The following is a 26,023-nucleotide window of genomic DNA, read 5'->3' as shown; positions in this document are numbered from 1 at the left end:
AAACAGAAGCGCGGTGCGGGGGCACCGCGCGAACACAGGGTTATTCCGGCAGTGCGTAGGCGATCACGTAGTCGCCACGGTCGGTGGACTGGCGCGCGCCGCCGGCGGTGATAACGATGTATTGCTTGCCGGTTTTCGGCGACACGTAGGTCATCGGGCCACCTTGGCTGCCCACTGGCAGGCGGGCCTTCCAGACTTCATCACCGTTGCCGCTGTTGAAGGCGCGCAGGTAGAAGTCCTGGGTGCCGGCGATAAAGATCAGGCCGCCCTGTGTCGACAGCGTGCCGCCCAGGGTTGGCAGGCCGACCTTGATTGGCAGGTGCATGCGGATGCCCAAGGGGCCGGTGTCTTCAACGGTGCCGACCGGCACTTGCCAGGCGATCTGCTGGGTCTTCATGTCAATGGCCGTCAGGGTGCCGAACGGTGGCGCCTGGCACGGAATGCCGGCGACCGACAGGAAGCGGTTTTTGTTCACCGCATACGGTGTGCCTTTGAGCGGCACGGCGCCCATGCCGGTGTTCAGCGCTTCGCCACCGGACGAGGTCTGGGCCTTGTTCTGGGACGGCACCATCTGGATCCACAGGCCCAGGCGCATGTCGTTGACGAAGATAAAACCGTGCACCGGGTCAGTGGAAATACTGCCCCAGTTCATGCCGCCCAGGGAGCCCGGGAAGCTCAGCGATTTATCGGTGCCGGGCGCGGTGTACAGACCTTCGTAGCGCATGCCTTTGAAATCAATGCGGCACAGCAGTTGGTCGTACGGCGTGGCGCCCCACATGTCCGATTCGCTCAGGGTTTGCGCGCCTATTTGCGGCATGCCCACCGATTTAGGCTGGGTCAGCGAGTAGGGCTCGTTAGGGATGTTGGCGGCCTTGACCGGCACTTCCTTGACGTCGGTCAGCGGCTTGCCGGTGGCGCGGTCGAGCACATAGATCTGCCCGGCCTTGGTGCCGATCACCACCGCCGGTACAGGTTTGTCGCTGCCCGGTGGAGTGAAGTCGATCAGGCTCGGCTGCATCGGCAGGTCGAAGTCCCAGAGGTCATTGTGGACGGTCTGGTACACCCACTTTTCTGCACCGGTGGAGGCGTCCAGCGCCAGCACCGAGGCGCCGTATTTGTGGTTGAGTTGGGTACGTTCCACGCCATAGATGTCAGTGGACGAGCTGCCCATCGGCAGGAAAATCGTGTTCATCAACGGGTCATACGACATCGGCGCCCAGCTGTTCGGGGTGCTGCGCACGTAGGTGCTGCCGGCGGCCGGGGCTCTCTTGTCCTCGGGGTTGCCCGGGTCGAAGGCCCAGCGCATTTGCCCACTGATCACGTCGAAACCACGGATCACGCCGCCGGGCATGTCGGTCTGCACGTTATCCGCCACGCGCCCGCCCACCACCACGGTGGTGCCGGCGATCAGCGGTGCCGAAGACAGTTGGTAGTAGCTGTCCGGCACATTGCCCAGGCCGGCTTTCAAATCCACTTGGCCGTGGGTGCCGAAGTCTTCGCAGAACTTGCCGGTGTCGGCGTCCACTGCGATCAGGCGCGCATCAATGGTGTTGGTCAGCAAGCGACGCTGGCACTGCGCACCGGCGGGTACGCTGGCCGCGATAATTGGCGAGCTGTTCGGCTGGGTCGGTTGAGCAATCGGCGCGGTGGCGTCGAAATACGCCATGCCCCGGCAACGCTGCCACACCGCCGACGTGGCGTTAACTTCGTTCTTCCACAGCTCTTTGCCGGTGTCGGCATCCAGTGCGATCAGGTTGTTGTGCGGCGTGCAGATGAACACCTTGTTGCCGATCTGCAGGGGCGTCAGTTGGTCTTCGGCACCGTTGCCGTCGCTGATGGCCACGTCGCCGGTGTGGTAGGTCCACGCCACTTTGAGCTTGTTGACGGTGTCGCGGTTGATCTGGTCCAGCGCCGCAAAACGGCTGCCGCCTTCGGTATTGCCGTAGTGCGCCCAGTCTTTCTGCGCATCGGCCGCCGCCACCGGCGTGATGCCGGGGCCTTTGCCGGTTGGCGCTACGCTTGGGTGCGCGACGAACATATTGCCCGCCGCTACCGCCACGCCAACGGCCATCACGGCCGCGATGCCGTAAGCACCACGTGCAGGCCTGCCGGCCAGCAGCGGGTACACCAGCGCCACCACCACACCGATCACCGCAAACATGAACAGCCGCGAGAACAGTGGCCAGAACACCAGGCCGACATCCGCCACCGCCCACACGGCCGTGCCCACCAGGAAGGCCGCGAACAACCACGCGCCAGTCGGTTTACCCCGCGCGATCAACAGACCAGAAACCGCCATGGCCACGCCGCCGATCAAGAAGTACCAGGAACCGCCCAGGCTGACCAGTTTGGCGCCGCCAACGGCCATGGCCACGCCGAGCAGGGCAATGACAATGCCCAGGCCCAGCAGGAGAAATCTAGAGGCGCCAGCGGCGCGCGATGCTCGTTTCATATCGACAGAACTCGAAGGTGAGTGGGCAAAGACGCGATTTTAGCAAGATAAGTAACTAGTTAGTACATTGCGCCCGGTAATAGTCTTTTACAGGCTTGGGGATGATGGGGTGAGGTTTAGCGCCATTGTGGTGAACGGGCTAACTGTGGCGATTAGGCTCGGTGTGCCTGTGTTCGGCAAGCGTGGTTTTACGTGGCGCCTAAGATCAAGAGCAAGAGCACTGCGGTGCTGGCAGCCGAACTCGGTCAAATTGTGGGAGCGGCGGCGCGACGATTCGACTTGCTCGCGAATGCGGTGGGTCAGCCAGCTCATGTGTAACTGACCCACCACCTTCGCGAGCAAGCCCGCTCCCACATTGGGATCTCGGTACATCAGACAGAGAGTGTGCTGCTGTGCTTCTGCCCTGCTTTTGCTTCTACCACTCAGGTCGGCTACTAGGCCGCCGTGCTCTTGCTTTTGATCTTGATCTTAGGCGCCCCGTTAAACCACGCTGGCCGAACGCAGGCTTTGGAGCGTGGGTAAACCGGCAGGACGCCGGTTTAGCCGCGATGGGCCAAGGATGGCCCATGGCGGCGGCCCACGGTCCAAAGCCTGCGTGAGGGCACACCGAGCCTAGGCGAGGTGCCGAGTGGTGGGGCAAGAGCCTTTTGGTTACTTTTGGGCTCTTTCAAAAGTGACCCGCCGTAAGGGCGGAACCCCTATCAGCCGTTACCGCAGCAACGGATATGTACTCAATCTACCCAAAGATACGCCAGCCCTAAAACCAAACACCGCGCTCTGGCTGGCAGACCGCGGTGTATTTATTGGGGCCGCTTCCCAGCCCAACGCAGGGCAAGCCTGCTTGTCACACAGGGCTTGGTCTTCACCCCAAGGGCGCGAGAAACCCATCCACACACGCCATACACGCCTCACGCTCTTCAACATGCGGCATATGGCTCGATTGCTCGAAAATCTGCCAGCGCACGTCGCTGATGCCATCGGCAAACGGCTGCACGGTCGCAGGTGTGGCCTCATCAAACCGCCCGGAAATCAACAGCGTCGGCACCAGGATACGCGGCAGCCGATCAATGATGCTCCAGTGGCGCATGCTGCCGATCACATGGAACTCAGTCGGCCCATTCATCGCGTGGTAGACGGTAGGGTCTTCCTCAATGGCGACATTGGTGCGCTCAACTTCGGCGGGCACCGGTTGGACACGGCACACATGGCGCGCGTAAAAAACCTCCGCCGCGGCGTGGTACTCGGCGCTGTCAGTGGTGCCTGCGGTTTCATGGCGTAGCAACGTCGCCTGCACCTCGCGTGGCAGCGCCTGGCGCAGCTCATCCGCCGCTTCGCTCCACAACGCCATGGAGGCTGGCGAGTTGGCAATGATCAATGCCTTCAACCCGGCGGGTTGGCGCACCGCGTGCTCGGCGCCGAGCATGCCGCCCCAAGACTGGCCCAGCAGCGCGTAGTCGCTGATCTCAAGGTGTTCGATCAGGTTGTCCAGCTCCGCCAGGAACAGCGCCACGGTCCAGAAGTCGGGGGAAACGCCGGGCAAATGCGTTGAGCGGCCATTGCCGACTTGGTCGTAGTGCACCACCGCGCGGCCAGTGGCGGCCAGGTCTTTGAAACTGTCGACGTAATCATGGGTGCAGCCCGGGCCGCCGTGAGCGACGATCAAGGGCAGGCGCCCTGAATTCAAGTCGCCGGTGACCCGGAACCACGTCCGATAGCCACGGAATTCGGCATAGCCTTCGCGTACCTGCATGTTCTGTACCTCCTTGGGATCTGATGGAGTACAGGCTAGCGAAAACGGTGCGTCAGGTGTACTGGTAAAAATGATAGGTTATCAACCGATACGCTCGCCACCCAGCGCATCACGCTGCATCGACTGCAGGTTTTTCTCGATGGTTTCGCAGATGCTTTCCATCTGGATCTGGTGCTCGCTGGAGTGAAACGGGCTTTGCAGGTCGGTGCCGATACGCTCGATGGCCAGCAGCATAAAGCCGACCACCGTCGACGCCAGCGGGGTGAACCAGCCCAAAGATTCCACCAGGCCCACCGGTACGATCAGGCAGAACAGCGAAATGAACAGCCGTGGGAAATACACGTAAGGGTAGGGCAGCGGCGTGTTGGCGATGCGTTCCATGCCGCCCTGGGCGTTGGACAGGTCCACCAGCGTCGACTCCAGCCGCGCCAGGCGAATGCTGTCCAGGTGCCCGGCCTTGTATTCGCGGGCCAACAAAGCCGCCGAGCCGGTGAGGATGTCATTGGCAAAGTTGTTGGTCGCGCCGTTGCGCGCGAACTCCTCAGCGGGGATAAACGCGCGCACTTCCTCCGGGCAAGCATTACCCCTGAGGTGCGCCGCCAGGCAATTCACATAGGCCACATGGCGGCGCAGCAGCGTAGCTTTGACCGGGTTGACCTCGCCGTCCGGGTCATCCAGCAAGGTCAGCACCTGGCGGGCAAGGCTGCGCGAGTTGTTCACCATCGCGCCCCACAGCGTGCGGGCTTCCCACCAGCGGTTATAGGCGCTGCTGTTGCGAAAACTGATCAGCACCACCAGCGCCGAGCCCAGCAGCGTCAGCGGCATCAGCGGCAAATTGATCTTGGTGGTCAGAAACAGCATGAAGTCCACCGTGACGGCCACATCCCACAACAGCAGCCAGAACAAAGCCCAGCCCACATAGCCCATGGTCTTGATGATCAGTCGGTATTTTTTGATGATGGCGGCTTTCAAACGAGGACCTCGCGGCGGGCGATAAGCAACAGTGCTTAAGCTCGGACGCCCGTTTGCGGAGAAAGGTTCGCGTTGGGCCTGAATCGTTTCAGTTACGTATGGCTATGTTTCAAACGCTCACGTCTAGGCGTGGCGGGTAGCTTGGAAATTCCGAAACGAAGACTTCGTTGATTTTGACACTGCAAAAAATCCGGCAAATGGGATAGATCGAGCCTTCAGGCAATGCGTCGCCTTTTAGAAACTGTCACTTTTGAGGAAGATCAAATATGCGTATATGCATTTAAATGTTTGCGTTAATGCATATTAGCGCCTAGGGTTACCTCGAGCCAGATCGGAACGCGCCCTCGAATAGGCGCACCCCGGAACGTCGATCGCTCAGTAACACCGCTGCACCCATACACGCTGGACGCGTGTTTTCATTCATGGAGGATTGAAAAATGTTAACCCCTGAAACAACCCGGTTCACCGGCGACCCACAGCCCAACTGCCTGATCGGCCATTTGCTCGACCCGCAACTGGTCGAAGTCGAAGCGGCTCATCAGCCTAAAGTAATGGCGGCCGCCAGCCTGAATTTCAGCATGCAGAAACAAACCCAGACCAACTGGTGCTGGGCGGCTGTTTCCGCCTCGGTCGGCAACTACTACGGCACCGGGTCCTGGACCCAGTGCGGTGTCGCCAGCAACGCGCTGGACCGCAACTGCTGCAATCAGCCGGGACCGTGCAACATCTACGGCTATCTGGATTCCGCCTTGCGAATCACGCGCAGCTACAACGGCATGACTCAAGGCTCGCTGCAGATGCCCGCCATCCAAAACCAGCTCAACAGGGGCCGACCCATTGGTTTGCGTTGCGCCTGGTACGGTGGCGGTGCGCACTTTCTGGTGATCTATGGCACCAACGGCAACTACCTGTTGATCGCAGATTCGATCTACGGCTATTCGACTCGCGCATTGAACTCGTTCCCCGGTTCGTACAACGGCGGCGGCAATTGGACCAACACTTACTTCACCGTAAAAAACTAAGGAGGGCTACATCATGCAACTGACTTATCCAAAGGCGCCCTCCAACGGCGTACAGGTACTGCGTCCAGCGCTGCAAGCTGCGCTGCAAACCCAGGGCTTCGGCATCAATCGCCAATTCGCGGCCGCTGTGCCGGGCCAAATCAGGCTGAGCGAAGGCTATCGTGGCTACTCGCTCAGCCTGGAGGACTTGAGTCTGGGTAAAGGCCTGAAAGACGCCGAGATCGGCGATTGGCATTACTTGGTATTTGCCGATGGAGCGACGATTGCCGACGCGCAATTGGCCGACGTACGCGGGCATGTCGAGTTCGCTTCGCTCAACCACGGAACGTTGGCAGCGGCGACGGTGGATGCGCTGAAACTGGCGGAACAGTCGCCGCAATTGCAGGGTAAAACCGTGGAGCTGCGTGTGTTATTCATCTCGGCACTGCACGTTGTGGCCATCTGGCTGCACGCCGACGGCGAAGAGATGCTGATCCCGATTGAGCCGACCCCCAAGGAACTGGCGGTCACTCAGTTGTACGGTGAGGCGGCGCTGCTCGCGTTGCTCAAACCGGCGGCTGATCAGGCCCGTCAGCGCTTCGACGCGGACACCCGTGGGCAGTTGGGCAGTTGATAAAACCCTAGGGTAAAAAAACCCGGACATGGTCCGGGTTTTTTATCGACATGATTCAGCAAGACAGAGGCGCGGTCGGCGTGCACCAGGTCATTTTCAAGCGGCAGCAGGGCGACAGGCGTGGAGGGCACCGCGAAGTCATGAGCACCGCAGTGCTGCGTGCGTCGTGCGCACATGGCCGGTTCCTCGAACTGCCCCCTGAGCGTAGACGCTGGATTTACAGCGGCGTCAGCACATTCATCACTGTGTCGAGCGCCACGCGGGTGTCATCCAGCTGCACCAGCGAGGCGTGCCGGGCGCCGAGGGCGTCGCGGTTCTGGATCGCGGTGAGGATCGCCTTGTGGCGCGGCAGGCTCAGGCCCTGGATGTCGGGGCGGCGGTTGGTGATGTTGATCGACTCGCGCAACGGCAGTGAGAGCATGTTGCACATGTAGGCGAGCAAGTCGTTGCGGGTGGCATCGGCGATGGCGCGATGAAAGTCCAGGTCGGCCTGCAGCAGGGCGTCGTGGGTCTTGGCGGTTTCCATGCCCAGGTAGGCTTTTTCGATGGTGGCGATGTCTTCGTCGGTGGCGGTGGTCGCGGCCATGGCGGCGATTTCCGGTTCGAGAATGCGCCGCACGCCGGCCAGGGTGTTGAAGAACTCACTGTGGGGCGTGGTCTGCATCAGCCAGGAGAGCACGTCCGGGTCGAGCAAATGCCATTTCAAGCGCGGCCGCACCACGGCGCCTACCCGTGGTTTGGAATACACCAGGCCCTTGGCGCTGAGCACCCGCGTCGCCTCACGCAACACCGAGCGGCTGACCTTGTACTCCTCGCACAGCGTGGCTTCCATGGGCAGGCGTTCTTCGGGCTTGAAGCGACCGGAAACGATGTGCATGCCCAAGTCCTGAACGATCTGGGCATGCATGCTCTTGCGTGGCTTGGGCGGCTGGTGATCCATAACGAACGGGAGGCTCTGGCTAAATAGGCGGCATCATAGCATCCCAATTAGTGGGAATGACGGGGGACTTCAGCCCCCCGGCAACCCACCAGAAAGTCAAAGTCGCAGCCTTGGTCGGCCTGCAGCACATGGTCGATGTACAGCTGGCGGTAGCCGCCGACGATCAGCTTCTGCGGTGGCGCCAAGTCCGCCATGCGCGCCGCCAGCTCTGCGTCGGGGATGTCCAGGTGCAGGCGGCCGTTGGCGCAGTCGAGTTCGATCCAGTCGCCTTCTTGCACCGTGGCCAACGGCCCACCGGCGGCGGCTTCCGGCGCCACATGCAGCACTACCGTGCCGTAGGCCGTGCCGCTCATGCGCGCATCGGAAATACGCACCATGTCGGTCACGCCCTGGGCCAGCAGCTTGGCGGGCAAGCCCATGTTGCCGACTTCGGCCATGCCCGGGTAACCCTTAGGCCCGCAGTTTTTCATGACCAGGATCGAGTTGGCATCCACGTCCAATTCCGGGTCATTGATGCGCGCCTTGTACATGTCGAAATTCTCGAACACCACCGCACGGCCACGGTGCTGCATCAGTTGCGCGCTGGCGGCCGATGGCTTGAGCACGGCGCCCAGCGGTGCGAGGTTGCCGCGCAGCACGCAGATGCCGCCGTCGGCGCGGATCGGGTTGTCAAGGGTGCGGATCACTTCGTCCTGGCCGTAGATCGGCGAGTCCTTGGTGTTCTCGCCCAGGGACTTGCCGTTGACGGTCAGGGCATTCGGATGCGGGATCAGGTTGGCCTCGCCCAAGCGGCGCAGCACGGCAGGCAAGCCCCCGGCATAGTAGAACTCCTCCATCAGGAAGCGCCCTGACGGCTGCAGGTCGACAATGGTCGGCACGCCGCGTCCCATGCGCGTCCAGTCATCCAGGTCGAGTTCGACGCCGATACGCCCGGCGATGGCTTTCAAGTGGATCACCGCGTTGGTCGAGCCGCCGATGGTCGCGTTCACCCGTATCGCGTTTTCAAACGCCTCTTTGGTCAGGATCTTCGACAGCTTCAAGTCTTCGCGCACCATTTCCACCGCGCGCATGCCGGACATATGCGCCAGCACATACCGGCGCGCATCCACCGCCGGAATCGCCGCGTTGTGGGGCAGGGAAGTGCCGAGCGCCTCGGCCATGCAGGCCATGGTCGAGGCGGTGCCCATGGTGTTGCAGGTGCCCGCCGAGCGCGACATGCCGCCTTCGGCCGCGAGGAAATCGTCCAGGGTAATGGTGCCGGCCTTGACCTGTTCGCTGAGCTGCCACACCACCGTGCCCGAGCCGATGTCCTGGCCTTTGTGCTTGCCATTGAGCATCGGCCCGCCGGTGACGACGATGGCCGGCACGTCGCAACTGGCGGCGCCCATCAGCAGCGCCGGGGTGGTTTTGTCGCAGCCGGTGAGCAGCACCACACCGTCGATGGGGTTGCCGCGAATCGCTTCCTCAACGTCCATGCTCGCCAGGTTGCGGGTGAGCATGGCGGTGGGGCGTAGGTTGGACTCGCCGTTGGAGAACACCGGGAATTCCACCGGGAAGCCACCGGCCTCGATCACCCCGCGCTTGACATGCTCGGCGATCTGACGGAAATGCGCGTTGCACGGCGTCAGCTCCGACCAGGTGTTGCAAATGCCGATGATCGGTTTGCCATGGAACTGATGGTCGGCGATGCCTTGGTTCTTCATCCAGCTGCGGTACATGAAGCCGTTCTTGTCGGCGGTGCCAAACCACTGGGCGGAGCGGAGGGCGGGCTTTTTATCAGGCATGATCGACTCTCTTATTGTATGACTATATGTTCTATATGCGCCTAAACATAAGCGCAAAATCGAGGGTTTGGAAGTGTTGTTTTGTAAATAGTCATACTATATAGTCAGCTTCAACTGAGGCATGATCCTGGCTGAATTTGGCCGGAGGCGGCCGCCGAGCTTCTATAAAAACAACAATCGGAGATCGACCCATGAGCCAGGAACTGCGGCTTATTCGGCGCATCACGCTGAAACTGATTCCCTTCCTGATCCTGCTGTACCTGATCGCCTACGTGGACCGCTCAGCGGTAGGTTTCGCCAAGCTGCATATGGGCGCCGATGTCGGCATCGGTGACGCGGCGTACGGCTTGGGCGCAGGGCTGTTCTTTATTGGCTACTTCCTGTTCGAGATCCCCAGCAACCTGATGCTCGATCGCTTCGGCGCGCGGCGCTGGTTTGCACGCATCATGCTGACCTGGGGCGCCATCACCATTGGCATGGCCTTCGTGCAGGGGCCGCACAGCTTCTATGTGATGCGCTTTCTGCTCGGCGCGGCGGAGGCGGGGTTTTTCCCTGGCGTGCTGTACTACATCACCCAGTGGTTCCCAGTGCGCCATCGCGGCAAGATCCTTGGGCTGTTCATCCTCTCCCAACCCATTGCGATGATGATCACAGGCCCCGTGTCCGGCGGTTTATTGGGCATGGACGGCATCCTCGGCCTGCACGGCTGGCAGTGGCTGTTCATCGTCATCGGTACCCCGGCGCTGCTGCTGACCTGGCCCGTGCTGCGCTTCCTGCCGGACGGCCCCCAACAGGTCAAGTGGATGAGCGAGGACGAGAAAACCTGGCTCACCGGCGAGCAGAATAAAGACCTGCAAGCCTACGGCCAGACTCGCCACGGCAACCCGCTGCATGCCCTCAAGGACAAGCGCGTGTTGCTGCTGGCGCTGTTCTACCTGCCGGTGACCTTGAGCATTTATGGGCTCGGCCTATGGCTGCCGACGCTGATCAAACAGTTCGGCGGCAGTGACCTGGTCACCGGTTTCGTCTCAGCAGTGCCGTACATTTTCGGCATCATCGGGCTGCTGATCATCCCGCGCAGTTCCGACCGGTTGAATGATCGTTATGGCCATCTCGCCGTGCTCTATGTGCTCGGTGCCATCGGCCTGTTCTGCAGTGCCTGGTTGAGTGTGCCGGTGCTGCAAATGGCCGCGCTGTGCTTGGCGGCGTTCGCGCTGTTTTCCTGCACGGCAGTGTTCTGGACCTTGCCCGGGCGCTTCTTTGCCGGCGCCAGTGCGGCGGCGGGGATTGCACTGATCAACTCGGTGGGCAACCTCGGCGGCTACATCGGCCCATTTGTGATTGGCGCGCTCAAGGAATCCACCGGCAACCTGGCTTCGGGCTTGTACTTCTTGTCCGGGGTGATGGTGTTCGGGCTGGTCTTGACCGGCGTGGTCTACCGCGTGCTGGAGCGCAAGCACGTGCTGCCCGCCGACCAATTCGCCGCCAGCGCGCGTGGTGCTACACGTACTTAATCGAGGAGAAGCTGCATGCGTTTAGTTCAGTTCGAGTTACGCAACGGCGAACGCCTTGTCGGCGTGGTGCAAGGCAGCACGCTAAGAGAAGTGCGCACGGCGCGCAGCGTGCGCGAGTTGGCGCTGGCGGCCATCGAGGCGGGCGTCAAGTTGCAGCAACAGGTCGACAGCCTGGGCCTGGGCGACAGCTACGACTATGCTGAATTGCTGGCCGACCTGAAAATCCTGCCGCCACTCGATCACCCGGACCCGGCTCATATGCTGATCAGCGGCACCGGCCTGACTCACCTGGGCAGTGCCTCGGCGCGCGACAAGATGCACCAGCACGGCGCGCACGACAGCGCGATGACCGACACCCTGCGCATCTTCAAATGGGGCGTGGAGGGCGGCAAACCACCGGCCGGCCAAGCGGGCGTACAACCCGAGTGGTTCTACAAGGGCGACGGCAGCATCGTGGTACGCCCGGGCCAGGCCTTCCCGGTGCCGGCGTTCGCCGAAGACGCCGGTGAAGAGCCGGAAATCGGCGGCCTCTACGTGATCGGCCACGACGGCAAACCCTATCGCCTGGGCTTCGCCGTGGGCAACGAATTCTCCGACCACGTGATGGAACGCAAGAATTACCTATACCTGGCTCACTCCAAACTGCGCAGTTGCAGCTATGGCCCTGAGTTGCGCGTGGGCGAGTTGCCCCAGCACCTGGCGGGCACCAGCCGCATCCTGCGCGATGGCCAGGTGATCTGGCAGAACGAATTCCTCAGTGGCGAGGCGAATATGTGCCACAGCCTGGAAAACCTTGAGTATCACCACTTCAAATACAGTCAATTCCTGACACCGGGCGACGTGCACATTCATTTCTTCGGCACCGCCACGCTGTCATTCGCCGACGGTATACGTACCCAACCGGGCGATGTGTTCGAGATCAGCCAGGCCGAGTTTGGCGCGCCGCTGGTCAACGCTGTCGGCAAGGCCGGCGCTGCGTTCGAGCCCGGCAATGTCATCACCCTTTAAGGAGAGCACCATGCCCCAGTTCCTCGGCCATAACTACATCGGCGGCCAGCGCAGTGCCAAAGGCCGCGTGACCCTGCAAAGCATTGATGCCAGCAGCGGCGAAGCCTTGGCCCAAACGTTCTACCAGGCCACACCGGAGGAGGTCGACGCCGCCGCCAAGGCCGCCGCAGCGGCTTACCCCGCCTACCGTGCGCTGAGTGCTTCGCGCCGCGCGCAGTTCCTGGATGCCGTCGCCGATGAGCTGGACGCGCTGGGGGATGACTTCGTCGCGCTGGTTTGCCGCGAAACCGCGCTGCCTGCCGCGCGTATCAAAGGCGAACGCGGTCGCACCAGCGGCCAGATGCGCCTGTTCGCAACGGTGCTGCGTCGCGGTGACTTCTACGGCGCGCGCATCGACCAGGCCTTGCCCGACCGCCAGCCACTGCCACGCCCGGACCTGCGCCAATACCGCATTGGCCTGGGCCCGGTGGCGGTGTTTGGTGCGAGCAACTTTCCCCTGGCGTTTTCCACCGCCGGTGGCGACACCGCTGCGGCGCTCGCGGCAGGTTGCCCGGTGGTGTTCAAGGCCCACAGCGGGCATATGGCCACGGCTGAGCAGGTCGCCGATGCGATCATTCGCGCGGCCGAGGCCACCGAGATGCCGGTGGGCGTGTTCAATATGATCTTCGGCGCTGGCGTCGGTGAGGCGCTGGTCAAGCACCCGGCGATCCAGGCTGTCGGTTTTACCGGCTCGCTCAAGGGCGGCCGCGCCTTGTGCGACATGGCGGCGGCACGCCCGCAGCCGATCCCGGTGTTTGCCGAGATGTCGAGCATCAACCCGGTCATCGTGTTGCCACAGGCCTTGCAGGCGCGGGCGGACACGGTGGCTCGCGACCTGACCGCCTCGGTGGTGCAAGGCTGTGGCCAGTTCTGCACCAACCCTGGTGTGGTGATCGGCATTGCGTCGGCGCCGTTCACCGCGTTTACCCAGCAGGTTGCGCGACTGATCGCTGATCAGCCGGCGCAAACCATGCTCAACGCCGGCACCTTGAGCAGCTATGGCAAAGGCCTGGAGAAACTCTTGGCGCACCCTGGCATTCAGCACTTGGCGGGCAATGCCCAGGCGGTCAATCAGGCGCAGCCGCAGGTGTTCAAGGCCGACGTGGCTTTGCTGATCGACGGCGATGAAGTGCTGCAGGAAGAAGTGTTCGGCCCGACCACGGTGTTTGTCGAGGTGGCCGACCAAGCCCAGCTCAGCGCCGCCTTGCATTGCCTGCATGGGCAACTGACAGCCACGATCATCGGCGAACCCGACGACTTGCAGCAGTTCGCCGAACTCACCCCACTGCTGGAACAGAAAGTCGGGCGCATCCTGCTCAACGGCTACCCGACCGGCGTGGAAGTCTGCGATTCGATGGTGCATGGCGGCCCGTACCCGGCCACCTCGGATGCCCGTGGCACCTCGGTCGGCACCTTGGCCATCGACCGGTTCCTGCGCCCGGTGTGCTTGCAGAATTACCCTGATAGCCTGCTGCCCGACGCGTTAAAAAACGCCAACCCGTTGCGTATCCAGCGGCTGGTGGATGGCACGCCATCTCGCGACCCGCTGTAACCACCAGGAGGTTTTATGCCGTGTACCGCAGTTACTGCGCACCGTGCGCAGTTGGGCGAAGGCCCGTTCTGGGACGTGCCGACCCAGGCGCTGTATTGGGTGAATATCGCCGGCAAACAGGCGCTGCGCCTGATGGGCGGACACTTGCAGATCTGGCAACTGCCCGAGCACGTCTCGGCCTTCATTCCCTGTGAAAGTGGCGATGCGTTGGTCACGCTGAGCAGCGGCGTGTATCGGCTGGACCTGGAAACCGAAGCCCTGAGCTTGCTGTGCGTGGCCGACCCGCAACCCGGTAACCGTGGCAATGAAGCGCGTTGCGATGCCCAGGGCCGCCTATGGCTGGGCACCATGCAGAACAACATTGGCGAGCACGGCGAAGACCTGCCCATCACCCGACGTTCCGGCGGCCTGTTTCGCATTGATGCCGATGCGCAGGTCACGCCGCTGCTGCATGGCCTGGGTATTCCCAATACCTTGCTGTGGAGCGAGGACGGTAGCCAAGTGCACTTTGGCGACAGCCTGGATGGCACGCTCTACCGGCATTCGATCCAGGCGGGCGGCCAGCTCGACCCGGCGCAGGTATGGTTCGGTCCGCATTCACGTGGCGGGCCGGACGGCTCGGCGATGGACAGCCAAGGTTATATCTGGAACGCGCGCTGGGATGGCAGCTGCCTGCTGCGCCTGGCGCCGGACGGTGGCGTGGACCGGATTATCGAATTGCCCGTCAGCCGTCCCACCAGTTGCGTATTCGGTGGCCCCAACCTCACCACCCTCTACATCACCAGCGCCGCCAGCCCACTCGATCACCCGCTGGACGGCGCGGTGCTGGCCATCGAGGTCGATGTGCCAGGCACGCCCTGTCACCGCTTTGCCGGATAAACCCAAGACCCAAAAACAACAACAAGGAGTCACCCGTATGAATCGTCGTCGTGGTATCCGTTCCCTATGTTGCGCCGCTGCGGCGGTGTCGGCCCTGAGCCTGAGCGGCCTGTTGCTGGCCGCCGAGGAAGTGAAGATCGGTTTTCTGGTCAAGCAGGCGGAGGAGCCGTGGTTCCAGACCGAATGGGCCTTTGCCGAAAAAGCCGGCAAGGAACATGGCTTCACCGTGATCAAAATCGCCGTGCCCGATGGCGAGAAAACCCTCTCGGCCATCGACAGCCTGGCGGCCAACGGCGCCAAGGGCTTTGTGATCTGCCCGCCGGACGTGTCCCTGGGCCCGGCCATCGTCGCCAAGGCCCGCGCCAATGGCCTGAAAGTGATTGCGGTGGATGACCGTTTTGTCGATGCCAAGGGCAACTTCATGGAGGACGTGCCGTACCTGGGCATGGCCGCCTTCGAAGTCGGCCAGAAGCAGGGCGCGGCGATGGCGGCCGAGGCGAAAAAACGCGGCTGGGACTGGAAGGACACCTATGCGGTGATCAACACTTTCAATGAACTCGACACCGGTAAAAAACGCACCGATGGCTCGGTCAAATCCCTCGAAGACGCGGGCTTCCCCAAGGACCACATCGTGTTCACCGCCGCCAAGACCCTTGACGTGCCGGGCAGCATGGATGCCACCAACTCGGCACTGGTCAAGCTGCCCAGCGGCGTGAAAAACCTGATCATCGGCGGCATGAACGACAACACCGTGCTGGGCGGCGTACGCGCTACCGAAACGGCCGGTTTTGCCGCCGCCAATGTGATCGGTATCGGCATCAATGGCACCGACGCCATCGGCGAACTGAAGAAAGCCAACAGCGGCTTCTTCGGCTCGATGCTGCCCAGCCCGCACATTGAGGGCTACAACACCGCGAAGATGATGTTCGATTGGGTCACCACCGGCAAGGAACCACCGAAGTACACCGCCATGGACGAAGTCACGCTGATCACCCGTGAGAACTTCAAGCAGGAACTGGAAAAAATCGGCCTCTGGAACTGAGGCAATCAAATGTGGGCGCAGGCAAGCCTGCGCCCACAGTTTAATCAGCGGAGAATTTGAACACGGTGTTCTGGCTATAAGTCCGCCCCGGGTTCAACCGGGTCGAGGCGAATGTGGGCTGGTTCGGCGCATCCGGAAAGTGCTGGGTCTCCAGGGTAAACGCGCTCCAGTGCGCATACGCCTTGCCGGCTTTGCCCTTCACCGTGCCATCCAGGAAGTTGCTGGTATAGAACTGCACGCCAGGCTCGGTGGTGTAGAGCTGCAAACGTCGGCCGGACGCGGGGTCGTGCACCTCGGCGGCGAGTTGCTTGATGTTGCCTTGGGTGTCCAGTGCCCAGTTGAAGTCAAACCCACCTTGTTTCGGCTCGGCGAATTTGAGCTGTGGATGCTCGTCCTTGATGCGCTGGCCGATAGGCGTCGGTGTGAGGAAGTCCATCGGCGTGCCTTTGACCGGCGCCAGTTCGCCCGTCGGAATCAAGGTGGCGTTCACTGGCGTGTAGTGGCTGGCGTGCAAGGTCGCCACTTGCTTGAGGATGTCGCCATTGCCCGCGCCGGCAAGGTTGAAGTAGCTGTGGTTGGTGAGGTTCAGCACCGTGGGTTTGTCGGTGGTGGCCTTGTAGTCGATGTGCAGTTCATTGTTATCGTTGAGGCTGTAGGTGACCTCGGTTTTCAAGTTGCCCGGGAAGCCCATTTCGCCGTCCTTGGACAGGTAGCTCAGCTTCACGCCGACCGAATCCTTGCCCTTGACTGGTTCGGCTTGCCACACGTGTTTGTCAAAACCCTGGGCGCCGCCATGCAGCGAGTTGGGGCCATCGTTGAGCGGCACCTGGTAGCGTTTGCCGTCGAGTTCGAAGGCACCGCCGGCCAGCCGATTGCCGAAACGGCCAATGGTCGCGCCAAAAAATGCGGTGCCGCCCTGATAGCCCTGCACGTCATCGAAGCCGAGTACCACGTCATCGACCTTGCCGTTTTTGTCCGGCACTTTCAGCGACTGCAACACACCGCCGTAAGTGATCACCGTGGCTTGCATGCCATGGCTGTTGCGCAAGATGTATTGCTCGACGGCGGTGCCGTCATTGGTTTTGCCGAAAGGCTTGTGTTCACTGCTCAGCCCGGCCGCCTGGGCGCTGCCACTGGCGATCAACATGGACAAGGCGAGGCCTGAAAGCAGATGTCTAGGGTGCTTCATGGTCGAACTTCCTTTTGTTGTTTTGAGTGGAATAGTTCTACTAATGTGCGATATTTCGTCGAGTTTACAGCGAATTTATAGCCTTTAACGCCAGTTTCGCAAAATAAAATAAGACTAATTGATCGAGGCAATCGTTATATGAGTACTGAACAGGCCGTTTATCCTGACCTCAAGGGTAAGACCGTATTGATTTCTGGAGGTGCCTCAGGCATTGGCGAATTCATGGTGCGCGCCTTTGCCGCGCAGGGCGCCAAGGTGGCCTTCGTGGACCGCGCGCAAAGCCAGGGCGAGCGGCTGGCGGCGCTGTTGAGTGACCAGGGGCACACCGTGGAGTTCGTGTGGTGCGACATCACCGATGAGATCGCCTACAAGGCGGCGATAGCACGCTTTGAGCAATCGCTGGGGCCGATCACCGTGCTGGTCAACAATGCGGCCAACGACGTGCGTCACACCCTGGAAGAAGTCGATTCGGACATGTTCGACCGGCTGATCGCGGTCAACCTCAAGCACGCCTTTTTTGCCGCCAAGGCGCTGGTGCCGATGATGAAGGCCGCCGGTGGCGGGGCGATCATCAACCTGGGCTCGGTCGGCTGGATGATGGCGTCCGCCGGCTACCCGGTGTACGCCGCCAGCAAAGCCGCAGCCCACGGCATGACCCGGGCGCTGGCGCGGGAACTGGGCCCCAGCCGCATCCGGGTCAACACCTTGGTGCCGGGCTGGGTCATGACGGAAAAACAGCTGGCGATGTGGGTAGACGATGCGGCCAGGGAGTTGATCAGCCGCAGCCAGTGCCTGCCGGGCAGTGTGCTGCCGGAACACATCGCCAACATGGCGTTGTTTCTTGCCTCCGACGTGTCGGCGATGTGTTCGGCGCAGAACTTTATTGTGGATGGCGGTTGGGTGTAAGCCGGTTATTCGATGGGGTACTTCCTGAAGGCCGGATGTTGTTCCAGTTGGCTGGCGTGGCGTTGCAGGTTGGGAAACGCATCAGCCTTGAGCGCCGTCGGCAGCTTGAGTTGGGTGAACGACCAGGTCACGGCCGCCGTCAGCGCGGCCTGGTTCAGGTGTTCGCCGGTAGCCTGGGCCAGGTGTTTTTCCAGCAGTGAATAAGCGGCCAACAACTGCTCGGTCACCCGCTCGAGCCACGGCTCGTGCAGTTTCTCCGCGGGGCGCAGGTGGTGTTCGTAGACGATCTGTACGGTTTTCTCACAGGCCGCCAGGGCCAGCCCGAGCACTTGCAGGTGCTTGGCGCGGGTGTCGGCGGTGTGTGGCAGAAGTTTCTTGTCGGGCGGCGCCAGGGTGTCGAAGTAATCCAGGATCAGGCTGGAATCCATCAGCACCGTTCCATCATCCAGCACCAGCGTGGGCGCCTTGACCACCGGGTTGATCTTGGAGAACTCGGCGTAGGTGCTGAATACCGAGAGAGGCTCGTGCACAAAGTCCACGCCGTACAGCTCCAGGGAAATTGCCACGCGACGCACGTAAGGCGAGTCCAGCATGCCGACCAGTTTCATGAAGCCTCCATTGCTCTCAGGGGGGTGGGCTCACGAGATTAAGGGCACGGCGGCGGCCTGCGCAATAGCCTCGCGCAGTTGTTGATAGGCCTGCACGAGTTGGTCCAGGCTGAACGCCAGGTTGCGCCCGCTGGGGTTGGGCAGCACCCATACCGACGCGCCACCGAATAACTGCGCTTGCGGCCCCCACTCAATCTGCTGTTGGCCGGACAACGCGCTATAGCCGGCTTTGCCGAGAAACGCGATGACGCGCGGCTGGCAGCGGTGGATTTTCTGTTCAAACGCCGTCGCCGCCTCCTTGAATTCATGCCGCGCCAATTCCCCCGCGCTGGCCGTCGGCCGCTCCACCAGCGTGGTTAGCCCGCAGTGATACTGCAACAGTGTGGTGCCATCTTGCGGGCGAATCTCATGGGGCGTAAAACCAGCCAAATGCAACGTGCGCCAGAAGCGATTGCTGCGATTGGCAAAGTGCTGGCCGAGCGCGGCGGAGCCTTTGCCCGGGTTGATGCCGCAGAACATCACGTGCAGGTGGTCGGCGAGGATGTCTTCGAGGCGGTCGCTCATGTTGATTCTGCCTGTAAATGGGTCAGCAGCCACTCGGTAAAGCGGCGCGCGAGCGGATCATGCTCACTGTCGCGATGGGTCAAGAGGGCCCAGTTGGGGCCGCGAATGGTGGCGTCTGCCAACGGTGTGAGCAAGCTATCTTCCTGCGCGGCGGCGCACTATGCCGAAGACCGTTCGACCTCGCGTTATCGCCAGCGCGCCGTGGCTTACCTGGATGTGTTGACTGCCCAATTGGCGGCGCTGCAGCGAATTACACCTGCAAACTCAGCCATTGAGCGCTAATGTGGGCGCTGATCAAAGCGCTGGGTGACGGGTGGAACGTGGCTCAATTGGCTGCGTCGAACCCTATTTAAACCAAGGAGAAGTCAGCATGACCGAGTACGTACCTCCGAAAGTCTGGACCTGGGACAGCGAAAGCGGCGGCACCTTTGCCAGCATCAACCGGCCTATCGCCGGTGCCACGCATGAGCAGGCACTGCCGGTCGGCAAGCACCCACTGCAACTGTATTCCCTGGCCACGCCCAATGGGCAGAAGGTCACGATTCTGCTGGAAGAGCTGTTGGCCCTGGGGCATGCCGGCGCGGAATACGATGCCTGGTTGATCAAGATCGGTGACGGTGATCAGTTCGGCAGCGGCTTTGTTGCGGTGAACCCGAACTCGAAGATCCCGGCATTGCTGGATCGCAGTGGTGATACGCCGATTCGGGTGTTTGAGTCGGGTGCGATTTTGCAGTACCTGGCGCAGAAGTTTGGGGCGTTCTTCCCCACCGAACCTGCGGCGCGTGCGGAGTGTTTGTCGTGGTTGTTCTGGCAGATGGGCAGCGCGCCGTATCTGGGCGGTGGGTTTGGGCATTTTTATGCGTATGCGCCGAGCAAGATGGAGTACGCGATCAATCGGTTTGCCATGGAGACCAAGCGTCAGCTGGATGTGCTGGATCAGCGTTTGGCGGTGAGTGAGTATATTGCCGGGGACGAGTACACCATTGCCGATATTGCGATTTGGCCTTGGTATGGTGGGTTGGTCAAAGGCCGTTTGTATGGGGCGTCGGCGGAGTTTCTGTCGGTGCATGAATATAAACATGTGCTGCGCTGGGCTGAGGCGATTGAGGCGAGGCCGGCGGTGCAGCGGGGGCGGCGGGTGAATCGGGTTTCTGGGGAGCCTGCGGAGCAGTTGCGTGAGCGGCATGATGCGAGTGATTTGGACTGAGTACATATCCGTTGCGGCGGTAACGGCTTCGTATGGTTTCGCTCTTGCAGCGGGTCACTTTTGGCTGGGCCGGCATTCCGGGCTCTTTTCCAAAAGTGACCCGCCGTAAGGGCGGAACCCATATCAGCCGTTACCCAAATAACGGATATGTACTCGATCAAACCCCCACCCGACTACCGGCTATTGTCAGGAATTTCCCACAAGAGTACAAATGTACTCCATGACAACCCTGACCCCCCGCCGCACCGCCATCCTGACCTTCATTCGCGACCGTATCGCGCAACAAGGCCAACCCCCCAGCCTCGCCGAGATCGCCGAGGCGTTCGGCTTCGCCTCGCGCAGCGTCGCCCGCAAGCACGTGGTGGCGCTCACCGAAGCCGGCTTCATCGAGGTCAACCCCAACCAGGCCCGTGGCATTCGCCTGCTTAACCAGCCGGCTCGTCCCGAATGGCTGGACGTGCCCGTGCTCGGCCGCGTCGCCGCCGGCTTGCCCATCGGCGCCGACGCCGAAGTCCACAACCGCCTGCAACTCGACCCCGCCACCTTCGCCAAAACCCCGGACTACTTGCTGCGGGTCCAGGGCGATTCAATGATCGAAGACGGCATCCTCGACGGCGACTTGGTGGGCGTGCGCCGCAGCGCCGAAGCCTTGAACGGCCAGATTGTGGTGGCGCGCCTGGACGGCGAAGTCACCATCAAACGCTTTGAACGTCACGGCGAGCATGTGCGCTTGCTGCCGCGCAACCCCGCGTATCAACCCATCGTGGTCGGGCCCGATCAGGACCTGGCCATCGAAGGGGTGTTCTGCGGCCTGGTGAGGCAAGGCTGATGGGCGCCGTCGTTGCCCTGGACTCGCTGTTCAATGGCGGCCGAGTCTGGAAGGGCCGGCCTGCCGCGCCACCGGCCAGCGTGCACCCCACCGGGCTTGCGGCGCTGGATGCGGTGCTGCCCAGCGGCGGCTGGCCGGAGGCGGCCTTGAGCGAAATCCTGATGGCCAAGGAAGGGGTCGGCGAATTGCAATTGGTGTTGCCGACCCTGGCGCGCTTATCAAAGGCCGGCGAGCGCATCGTGCTGGTCGCGCCACCTTACACGCCGTACCCGCACGCCTGGCAGAACGCCGGGGTGGATTTGCGTCAGCTCTCGGTGATCCAGGCCGAAGAGCGCGATGCCTTGTGGGCGGTCGAGCAATGCCTGCGTTCCGGCAGCTGCGGCGCGGTGTTGTGCTGGCCGCGCAAGGCCGATGACCGTGCCCTGCGCCGCTTGCAGGTGGCGGCGGAAACCGGGCAGACCCTGGCGTTTGCCTGGCGCTCTTTACAGGAGGCGGTTAATGCATCGCCCGCCGCCTTGCGCCTGGCCGTTGAGGCAAAACCTGCGCAAGTGCGGGTGCTCAAGTGCCGCGGCGGGTTGGCTCATCCGGCGCCGATTGCGCTGGCGGGGCACTGAGGTTGCCATGCGCTGGGTGTGTATTGTCTTCCCGCAATTGGCGCTGGACGGGGTGCAGCGTGTGCATCCCGAGCCCGAGCAACCGCTGGCGCTGCTGGCCGGCACGCCGCAGCGCCGCGTGCTGCAAACCGTCAATGACGCCGCGCGCGCCTTGGGTTTGCGCCCCGGGCAATCGCTGACCGCCGCGCATGCCCTGGCCAAGACCTTTGCCAGCGCCGAATACGACCCCGCAGAGATCGAGCGCTGGCAGCAGTTTCTCGCGGCCTGGGCCTACCGTTTCAGTTCCCAGGTCAGCGTGTATTACCCGCGCGCCTTGTTGTTCGAGATCGAGTCGAGCCTGGGCCTGTTCGGGCCGTGGCCGCAGTTCGAGGCGCGGTTGCGCCAGGAGCTGACCGAGCTGGGGTTTCGCCACCGTATCGTTGCCGCACCCAACCCGGCAGCGGCGCGGGTGCTGGCGAATAGTTACGATGGCCTGGCCGTGGCCGATGAGCACGCGTTGCACCAAGCCCTGGCGCCACTGCCGATTGATCGCGCTGGCCTTGAACCGCAGGCCGCCACCGCCTTGTCGCGCATGGGCCTGCGCACGCTGGCCCAGGTGCAGGCGTTGCCCCGGCATACGCTGGCGCGGCGTTTTGACGCCAGCTTGCTCAAGCACTTGGATGCACTGACCGGGCAGCGGCCGCTGCCACTGGCGTTCTATCAGCCGCCGGACCAGTTCGATGTGCGCATCGAGTTGAATTTCGACGTGCAATCCCACCAGGCGCTGCTGTTTCCCTTGCGCCGCCTGACCGGTGATCTGTCTGCCTTCCTTTGCGGGCGCGACAGTGGCGTGCAGCGTTTCGACCTGCACTTGGAACACGCCCAGGCGCCCGACAGCGTGATCAAGGTCGGCCTGCTCAGCGCCGAGCGTGAACCGGCGATGCTCTTCGAACTGGCCCGTGGCCGCCTGGAACAGGTGCAAGTCACCTCGCCGGTACGCGGCTTTCGCCTGGTGGCCCAGGACCTGCCGGTGTTCGTGCCGCAGCGCCAGGACTTGTTCGACGACCGCCCGCAACAGACTTTGCCCTGGGAGCAACTGCGCGAACGCCTGCGCGCACGTCTTGGCGATGAAGCGGTGCAAGGCTTGCGTTTTCATGCCGACCACCGCCCCGAATGCGCCTGGCAAGCCGCCGCCGATAACCGCGCGTGCCAAAGCTTGAGCAAGGTGCAACGCCCCGGTTGGCTGCTGCACGAACCGACCTTGCTGGCCGAGCAGGGCGTACAGATTTTGATGGGCCCGGAACGCATCGAGTCCGGCTGGTGGGATGGCGCCGATATTCGCCGCGACTATTACCTGATCCAGACCCGCGCCGGGCAGCAAGGCTGGGCCTATCGCACCGTGGGGCAAAGCGATGGGCTGTGGCTGCAAGGCTGGTTTGCATGAGCTACGCCGAGCTGCATTGCCTGTCCAATTTCAGCTTCCAACGCGGCGCGTCGAGTGCGCTGGAGCTGTTCGAGCGCGCCAAGCGCCAGGGTTATAGCGCCTTGGCGATCACCGATGAATGCACTTTATCGGGCATCGTGCGCGCCTGGCAGGCGGCGAAGGCGGTGGACTTGCCGCTGATTATCGGCAGCGAGGTGCGCATCGAGAACGGCCCGAAACTGGTGCTGCTGGTGCAGGACCTCAGCGGCTACCAACACCTGTGCCGCCTGATCACCCTGGCCCGACGCCGCGCCGAAAAAGGCCGCTATCGCCTGCTACAGGAAGACTTCGACCAGCCACTGCCGGGGTTGCTGGCATTGTGGGTCGCCGAAGACAGCGACACCCAAGCCTCGATCCAATGGCTGCGCCGCACCTTCGCCGAACGGCTGTGGCTGGCGGTGCACCTGCATTGCGGCCAGGACGATGCGCGCCATCTGGTGCAGCGCCTGGCCCTGGCCGCCAGCCTGCATATTCCGGCGGTGGCCTGCGGCGATGTGCACATGCATGCGCGTGGCCGCCGTGCCCTGCAAGACACCATGACCGCGATCCGCCATCACGTCACGGTGGCCGACGCCGGCACGCGCCTGCACCCCAATGGCGAGCGGCATCTGCGCAGCCTCGACGCCTTGGCCGCGCTGTACCCGCAAGCCTTGCTCGACGAAACCCTGGCTATCGCGCGGCGCTGCACCTTCGACTTGAGCCAGTTGCGTTACCACTACCCGCGCGAGCTGGTACCCGCAGGCCAGGATGCGAAATCCTGGCTGCGCCAGCTCACCGAAGAGGGCATCGCCCAGCGCTGGCCCCAGGGTGTCGACGCCAAGACCTTGCAGCAGATCAACCATGAGCTGGAGCTGATCAGCGAGCTGGGCTACGAGAGCTATTTCCTCACCGTGCATGACATCGTGCGCTTCGCCCGCAGCCGCTCGATCCTGTGCCAGGGCCGGGGTTCTGCGGCCAACTCGGCGGTGTGTTTTGCCTTGGGCATCACCGAGATCAACCCGAGCCTGATGAACATGCTGTTCGAGCGCTTCCTGTCCAAGGAGCGCAACGAGCCGCCGGATATCGACGTCGACTTCGAACACGAACGCCGCGAAGAAGTGCTGCAGTACGTGTTCCAGCGCTACGGCCGCACCCGAGCAGCGTTGACGGCGGTGGTCAGCAGCTACCACGCGGCTGGCGCGGTGCGCGATGTGGCCAAGGCCCTCGGCTTGCCGCCGGACCAGATCAACGCCTTGGCTGAATGCTGCGGGCGTTGGAGTGAAGATGCACCGCCCTTGGAGCGCCTGCGCGAAGGCGGCTTCGACCCGCAAAGCCCGATCCTGCGCCGCGTGCTCACGCTCACCCAGCAATTGATCGGCTTCCCCCGGCACCTGTCCCAGCACCCCGGCGGTTTTGTGATTTCCGAATACCCGTTGGACACCCTGGTGCCGGTGGAAAACGCCGCCATGGCCGAGCGCACCATCATCCAGTGGGACAAGGACGACCTCGATGCCGTCGGCCTGCTCAAGGTGGATATCCTCGCGTTAGGCATGCTCAGCGCGATCCGCCGCTGCTTCGATTTACTGCGTCGCCACCGCAACTTGGACTTGGCCTTGGCGAGCATCCCCAAGGAAGACCCCGCCACCTACGCGATGATCAGCAAGGCCGACACCATCGGTGTGTTCCAGATCGAGTCGCGGGCGCAGATGTCGATGCTGCCCAGGCTCAAGCCGCAAACTTTCTATGACCTGGTGATTGAGGTCGCTATCGTGCGGCCCGGGCCGATCCAGGGCGGCATGGTGCATCCGTACCTGCGGCGGCGGAACAAGGAAGAGCCCACCACCTATCCGTCGCCGCAGCTTGAGGCCGTGTTAAAGCGCACTTTGGGCGTGCCGCTGTTCCAGGAGCAGGTCATGCAGATCGCCATGGTTGCCGCCGATTATGGCCCCGGTGAGGCCGACCAGTTGCGCCGCTCTATGGCGGCCTGGAAACGCCACGGCGGGCTGGAACCGCATCAGGCGCGCCTGCGCACCGGCATGCTCAAAAACGGTTACAGCGAGGAATTTGCCGCGCAGATTTTCGAGCAGATCAAAGGCTTTGGCAGCTATGGTTTCCCCGAGTCCCACGCGGCCAGTTTCGCCTTGCTGACGTACGCCAGTTGCTGGCTCAAATGCCATGAACCGGCGGCCTTCGCCTGTGCACTGATCAACAGCTGGCCGATGGGCTTCTACAGCCCGGACCAGATCCTGCAGGATGCGCGGCGTCATCGCTTGCAGATTCGCCCGGTGGATGTGCTGGCCAGTGACTGGGATTGCAGCCTGGAACCCATCGACGGCCAGCAACCGGCGATTCGTATGGGGTTGCGCATGATCTCGGGGTTTCGCGAGGAGGATGGCCGGCGCATCGAAGCGGCCCGCCAGCGCCGGGCGTTCAGCGACATTGCCGACCTCGACGAGCGCGCCGGGCTGGATGCCCGCGCCCAGGCGTTGCTGGCGGACTCGGGCGCCTTGCGGGCCCTGGCTGGCAACCGGCACAAGGCGCGCTGGGAGGTGGCGGGCGTGCATAAGCAGCTGGGGCTGTTTGCTGGCCTGCCCAGCCCCGATGAAGCGCGGGTGGAACTGCCTGCCCCTACGGTCGGCGAGGACCTGCACGCCGACTATGCCACGGTGGGTACCACCCTCGGCCCGCATCCGTTGGCGTTGTTGCGTGCTGAGTTGCGTAAGCGCCGCTGCCGCAGTTCCCAGGAGCTGATGACGGTGGAGCATGGGCGCAATGTCAGCGTCGCGGGGTTGGTCACCGGTCGACAGCGCCCGGGCACCGCCAGCGGGGTGACCTTTGTCACGCTGGAGGATGAATTCGGCAACCTCAATGTGGTGGTCTGGCGCGACCTGGCCGAGCGTCAGCGCCAGGCATTAATCGGTTCACGACTGTTGAAAGTCGACGGGCGCTGGGAAGCTGTAGGCGAGGTGCGGCACCTGATTGCCGGGCGCCTGAGCGACCTGACGCCGCTGTTGGAAGGCATTCATGTGCGCAGCCGAGATTTTCACTGAGGCCAGTGTTTTTTGCCGGCATTACCCCCTAACGTATACCCAGTGAAA

The 26,023-nt window shown here is 62.6% G+C and carries 22 protein-coding genes and 1 pseudogene; 14 read left to right on the top strand and 9 right to left on the bottom strand.

The features are described from left to right. Positions 1-40: 40 nt before the first annotated feature. The 3 genes from KZH41_RS18090 to KZH41_RS18080 all read right to left on the bottom strand — a co-directional run bounded on the left by KZH41_RS18090 (position 41) and on the right by KZH41_RS18080 (position 5,174). The gene (locus tag KZH41_RS18090) at positions 41-2,452 is read right to left on the bottom strand and encodes a glucose/quinate/shikimate family membrane-bound PQQ-dependent dehydrogenase (protein ID WP_263273383.1); all 2,412 of its coding nucleotides are present in this window, start codon (positions 2,450-2,452) and stop codon (positions 41-43) included. A gap of 862 nt (positions 2,453-3,314) precedes the next feature. Further along, on the bottom strand, positions 3,315-4,202 hold the full coding sequence (locus KZH41_RS18085; RefSeq protein ID WP_094952619.1) for a proline iminopeptidase-family hydrolase: 888 nt from the start codon (positions 4,200-4,202) through the stop codon (positions 3,315-3,317). An 81-nt stretch (positions 4,203-4,283) separates the two neighbouring features. After that, a complete protein-coding gene (locus tag KZH41_RS18080; protein ID WP_263273382.1) occupies positions 4,284-5,174 on the bottom strand; it encodes a bestrophin family protein in 891 nt (296 codons plus the stop codon). A 437-nt stretch (positions 5,175-5,611) separates the two neighbouring features. Between KZH41_RS18080 and KZH41_RS18075 the strand changes: the two genes are divergently transcribed. Both KZH41_RS18075 and KZH41_RS18070 read left to right on the top strand, forming a co-directional pair. Next, positions 5,612-6,196: a papain-like cysteine protease family protein gene (locus KZH41_RS18075; RefSeq protein WP_263273380.1), complete on the top strand. Its 585-nt coding sequence runs from the start codon at positions 5,612-5,614 to the stop codon at positions 6,194-6,196. A 13-nt stretch (positions 6,197-6,209) separates the two neighbouring features. Beyond that, positions 6,210-6,809: a hypothetical protein gene (locus tag KZH41_RS18070; protein WP_263273378.1), complete on the top strand. Its 600-nt coding sequence runs from the start codon at positions 6,210-6,212 to the stop codon at positions 6,807-6,809. Between the two features lie 217 nt (positions 6,810-7,026). Here the strand turns inward: KZH41_RS18070 and KZH41_RS18065 are convergent, their stop codons facing one another. Both KZH41_RS18065 and KZH41_RS18060 read right to left on the bottom strand, forming a co-directional pair. Further along, positions 7,027-7,749 (bottom strand): FadR/GntR family transcriptional regulator, encoded by a 723-nt coding sequence (locus KZH41_RS18065; RefSeq protein ID WP_094952623.1) that lies wholly within the window; start codon positions 7,747-7,749, stop codon positions 7,027-7,029. A 47-nt stretch (positions 7,750-7,796) separates the two neighbouring features. Next, the gene (locus KZH41_RS18060; RefSeq protein WP_263273376.1) at positions 7,797-9,533 is read right to left on the bottom strand and encodes an IlvD/Edd family dehydratase; all 1,737 of its coding nucleotides are present in this window, start codon (positions 9,531-9,533) and stop codon (positions 7,797-7,799) included. Between the two features lie 191 nt (positions 9,534-9,724). Between KZH41_RS18060 and KZH41_RS18055 the strand changes: the two genes are divergently transcribed. Genes KZH41_RS18055 through KZH41_RS18035 form a run of 5 tightly spaced genes read left to right on the top strand, consistent with a single transcriptional unit; the run spans position 9,725 to position 15,567 of the window. Next, positions 9,725-11,047 (top strand): MFS transporter, encoded by a 1,323-nt coding sequence (locus KZH41_RS18055; RefSeq protein ID WP_263273375.1) that lies wholly within the window; start codon positions 9,725-9,727, stop codon positions 11,045-11,047. A gap of 15 nt (positions 11,048-11,062) precedes the next feature. Continuing rightward, the gene (gene araD1, locus KZH41_RS18050; RefSeq protein ID WP_263273373.1) at positions 11,063-12,055 is read left to right on the top strand and encodes an AraD1 family protein; all 993 of its coding nucleotides are present in this window, start codon (positions 11,063-11,065) and stop codon (positions 12,053-12,055) included. A 10-nt stretch (positions 12,056-12,065) separates the two neighbouring features. Then, complete coding sequence (locus tag KZH41_RS18045; protein ID WP_263273371.1) at positions 12,066-13,646, top strand: aldehyde dehydrogenase (NADP(+)); 1,581 nt, start codon at positions 12,066-12,068, stop codon at positions 13,644-13,646. Between the two features lie 15 nt (positions 13,647-13,661). Beyond that, positions 13,662-14,525, top strand: a complete 864-nt coding sequence (locus tag KZH41_RS18040; protein WP_094952628.1) for an SMP-30/gluconolactonase/LRE family protein — start codon at positions 13,662-13,664, stop codon at positions 14,523-14,525. A gap of 37 nt (positions 14,526-14,562) precedes the next feature. Continuing rightward, entirely contained in the window at positions 14,563-15,567 is a 1,005-nt protein-coding gene (locus tag KZH41_RS18035) for a substrate-binding domain-containing protein (RefSeq protein ID WP_242150474.1), read from the top strand. Positions 15,568-15,607: 40 nt separating this feature from the next. Here the strand turns inward: KZH41_RS18035 and KZH41_RS18030 are convergent, their stop codons facing one another. Then, entirely contained in the window at positions 15,608-16,756 is a 1,149-nt protein-coding gene (locus KZH41_RS18030) for an aldose epimerase family protein (RefSeq protein ID WP_263273367.1), read from the bottom strand. A 138-nt stretch (positions 16,757-16,894) separates the two neighbouring features. Between KZH41_RS18030 and KZH41_RS18025 the strand changes: the two genes are divergently transcribed. Continuing rightward, the gene (locus KZH41_RS18025; RefSeq protein WP_094952631.1) at positions 16,895-17,662 is read left to right on the top strand and encodes an SDR family NAD(P)-dependent oxidoreductase; all 768 of its coding nucleotides are present in this window, start codon (positions 16,895-16,897) and stop codon (positions 17,660-17,662) included. A 5-nt stretch (positions 17,663-17,667) separates the two neighbouring features. Here KZH41_RS18025 and KZH41_RS18020 read toward each other — a convergent pair whose 3' ends face one another. The 3 genes and pseudogenes from KZH41_RS18020 to KZH41_RS18010 form a co-directional block, all read right to left on the bottom strand. Continuing rightward, positions 17,668-18,270: a glutathione S-transferase family protein gene (locus KZH41_RS18020; protein WP_094952632.1), complete on the bottom strand. Its 603-nt coding sequence runs from the start codon at positions 18,268-18,270 to the stop codon at positions 17,668-17,670. Between the two features lie 30 nt (positions 18,271-18,300). Further along, positions 18,301-18,834 (bottom strand): G/U mismatch-specific DNA glycosylase, encoded by a 534-nt coding sequence (gene mug / locus KZH41_RS18015; RefSeq protein WP_263273366.1) that lies wholly within the window; start codon positions 18,832-18,834, stop codon positions 18,301-18,303. Continuing rightward, positions 18,831-18,983, bottom strand: a pseudogene (locus tag KZH41_RS18010) (LysR family transcriptional regulator); the annotation flags it as partial. The pseudogene KZH41_RS18010 and the gene mug, both read right to left, overlap by 4 nt. On the opposite strand from KZH41_RS18010, the gene KZH41_RS18005 reads away from it, so the two are divergent. The 6 genes from KZH41_RS18005 to KZH41_RS17980 all read left to right on the top strand — a co-directional run bounded on the left by KZH41_RS18005 (position 18,961) and on the right by KZH41_RS17980 (position 25,975). Next, the gene (locus KZH41_RS18005; protein ID WP_263273364.1) at positions 18,961-19,116 is read left to right on the top strand and encodes a hypothetical protein; all 156 of its coding nucleotides are present in this window, start codon (positions 18,961-18,963) and stop codon (positions 19,114-19,116) included. The pseudogene KZH41_RS18010 and the gene KZH41_RS18005 overlap by 23 nt on opposite strands. Before the next feature lie 88 nt (positions 19,117-19,204). Then, on the top strand, positions 19,205-20,041 hold the full coding sequence (gene yghU, locus KZH41_RS18000) for a glutathione-dependent disulfide-bond oxidoreductase (protein WP_094952634.1): 837 nt from the start codon (positions 19,205-19,207) through the stop codon (positions 20,039-20,041). A 211-nt stretch (positions 20,042-20,252) separates the two neighbouring features. After that, positions 20,253-20,870: a transcriptional repressor LexA gene (gene lexA / locus KZH41_RS17995; RefSeq protein ID WP_094952635.1), complete on the top strand. Its 618-nt coding sequence runs from the start codon at positions 20,253-20,255 to the stop codon at positions 20,868-20,870. Beyond that, entirely contained in the window at positions 20,870-21,484 is a 615-nt protein-coding gene (imuA, locus tag KZH41_RS17990) for a translesion DNA synthesis-associated protein ImuA (protein ID WP_094952636.1), read from the top strand. The genes lexA and imuA overlap by 1 nt, the downstream gene beginning before the upstream one ends. Positions 21,485-21,491: 7 nt before the next feature. After that, complete coding sequence (locus KZH41_RS17985) at positions 21,492-22,907, top strand: Y-family DNA polymerase (protein ID WP_263273360.1); 1,416 nt, start codon at positions 21,492-21,494, stop codon at positions 22,905-22,907. Beyond that, positions 22,883-25,975: an error-prone DNA polymerase gene (locus KZH41_RS17980; RefSeq protein ID WP_263273359.1), complete on the top strand. Its 3,093-nt coding sequence runs from the start codon at positions 22,883-22,885 to the stop codon at positions 25,973-25,975. Before KZH41_RS17985 ends, KZH41_RS17980 begins: the two co-directional genes overlap by 25 nt. The last annotated feature ends 48 nt before the right edge of the window (positions 25,976-26,023 follow it).

It is taken from the genome of Pseudomonas sp. YeP6b (genome assembly GCF_025642995.1).
Taxonomy (GTDB): Bacteria; Pseudomonadota; Gammaproteobacteria; order Pseudomonadales; family Pseudomonadaceae; genus Aquipseudomonas.
The sequence above is the reverse complement of the archived record's forward strand: the minus strand, read 5'-3'. Positions and strand labels throughout refer to the sequence as shown.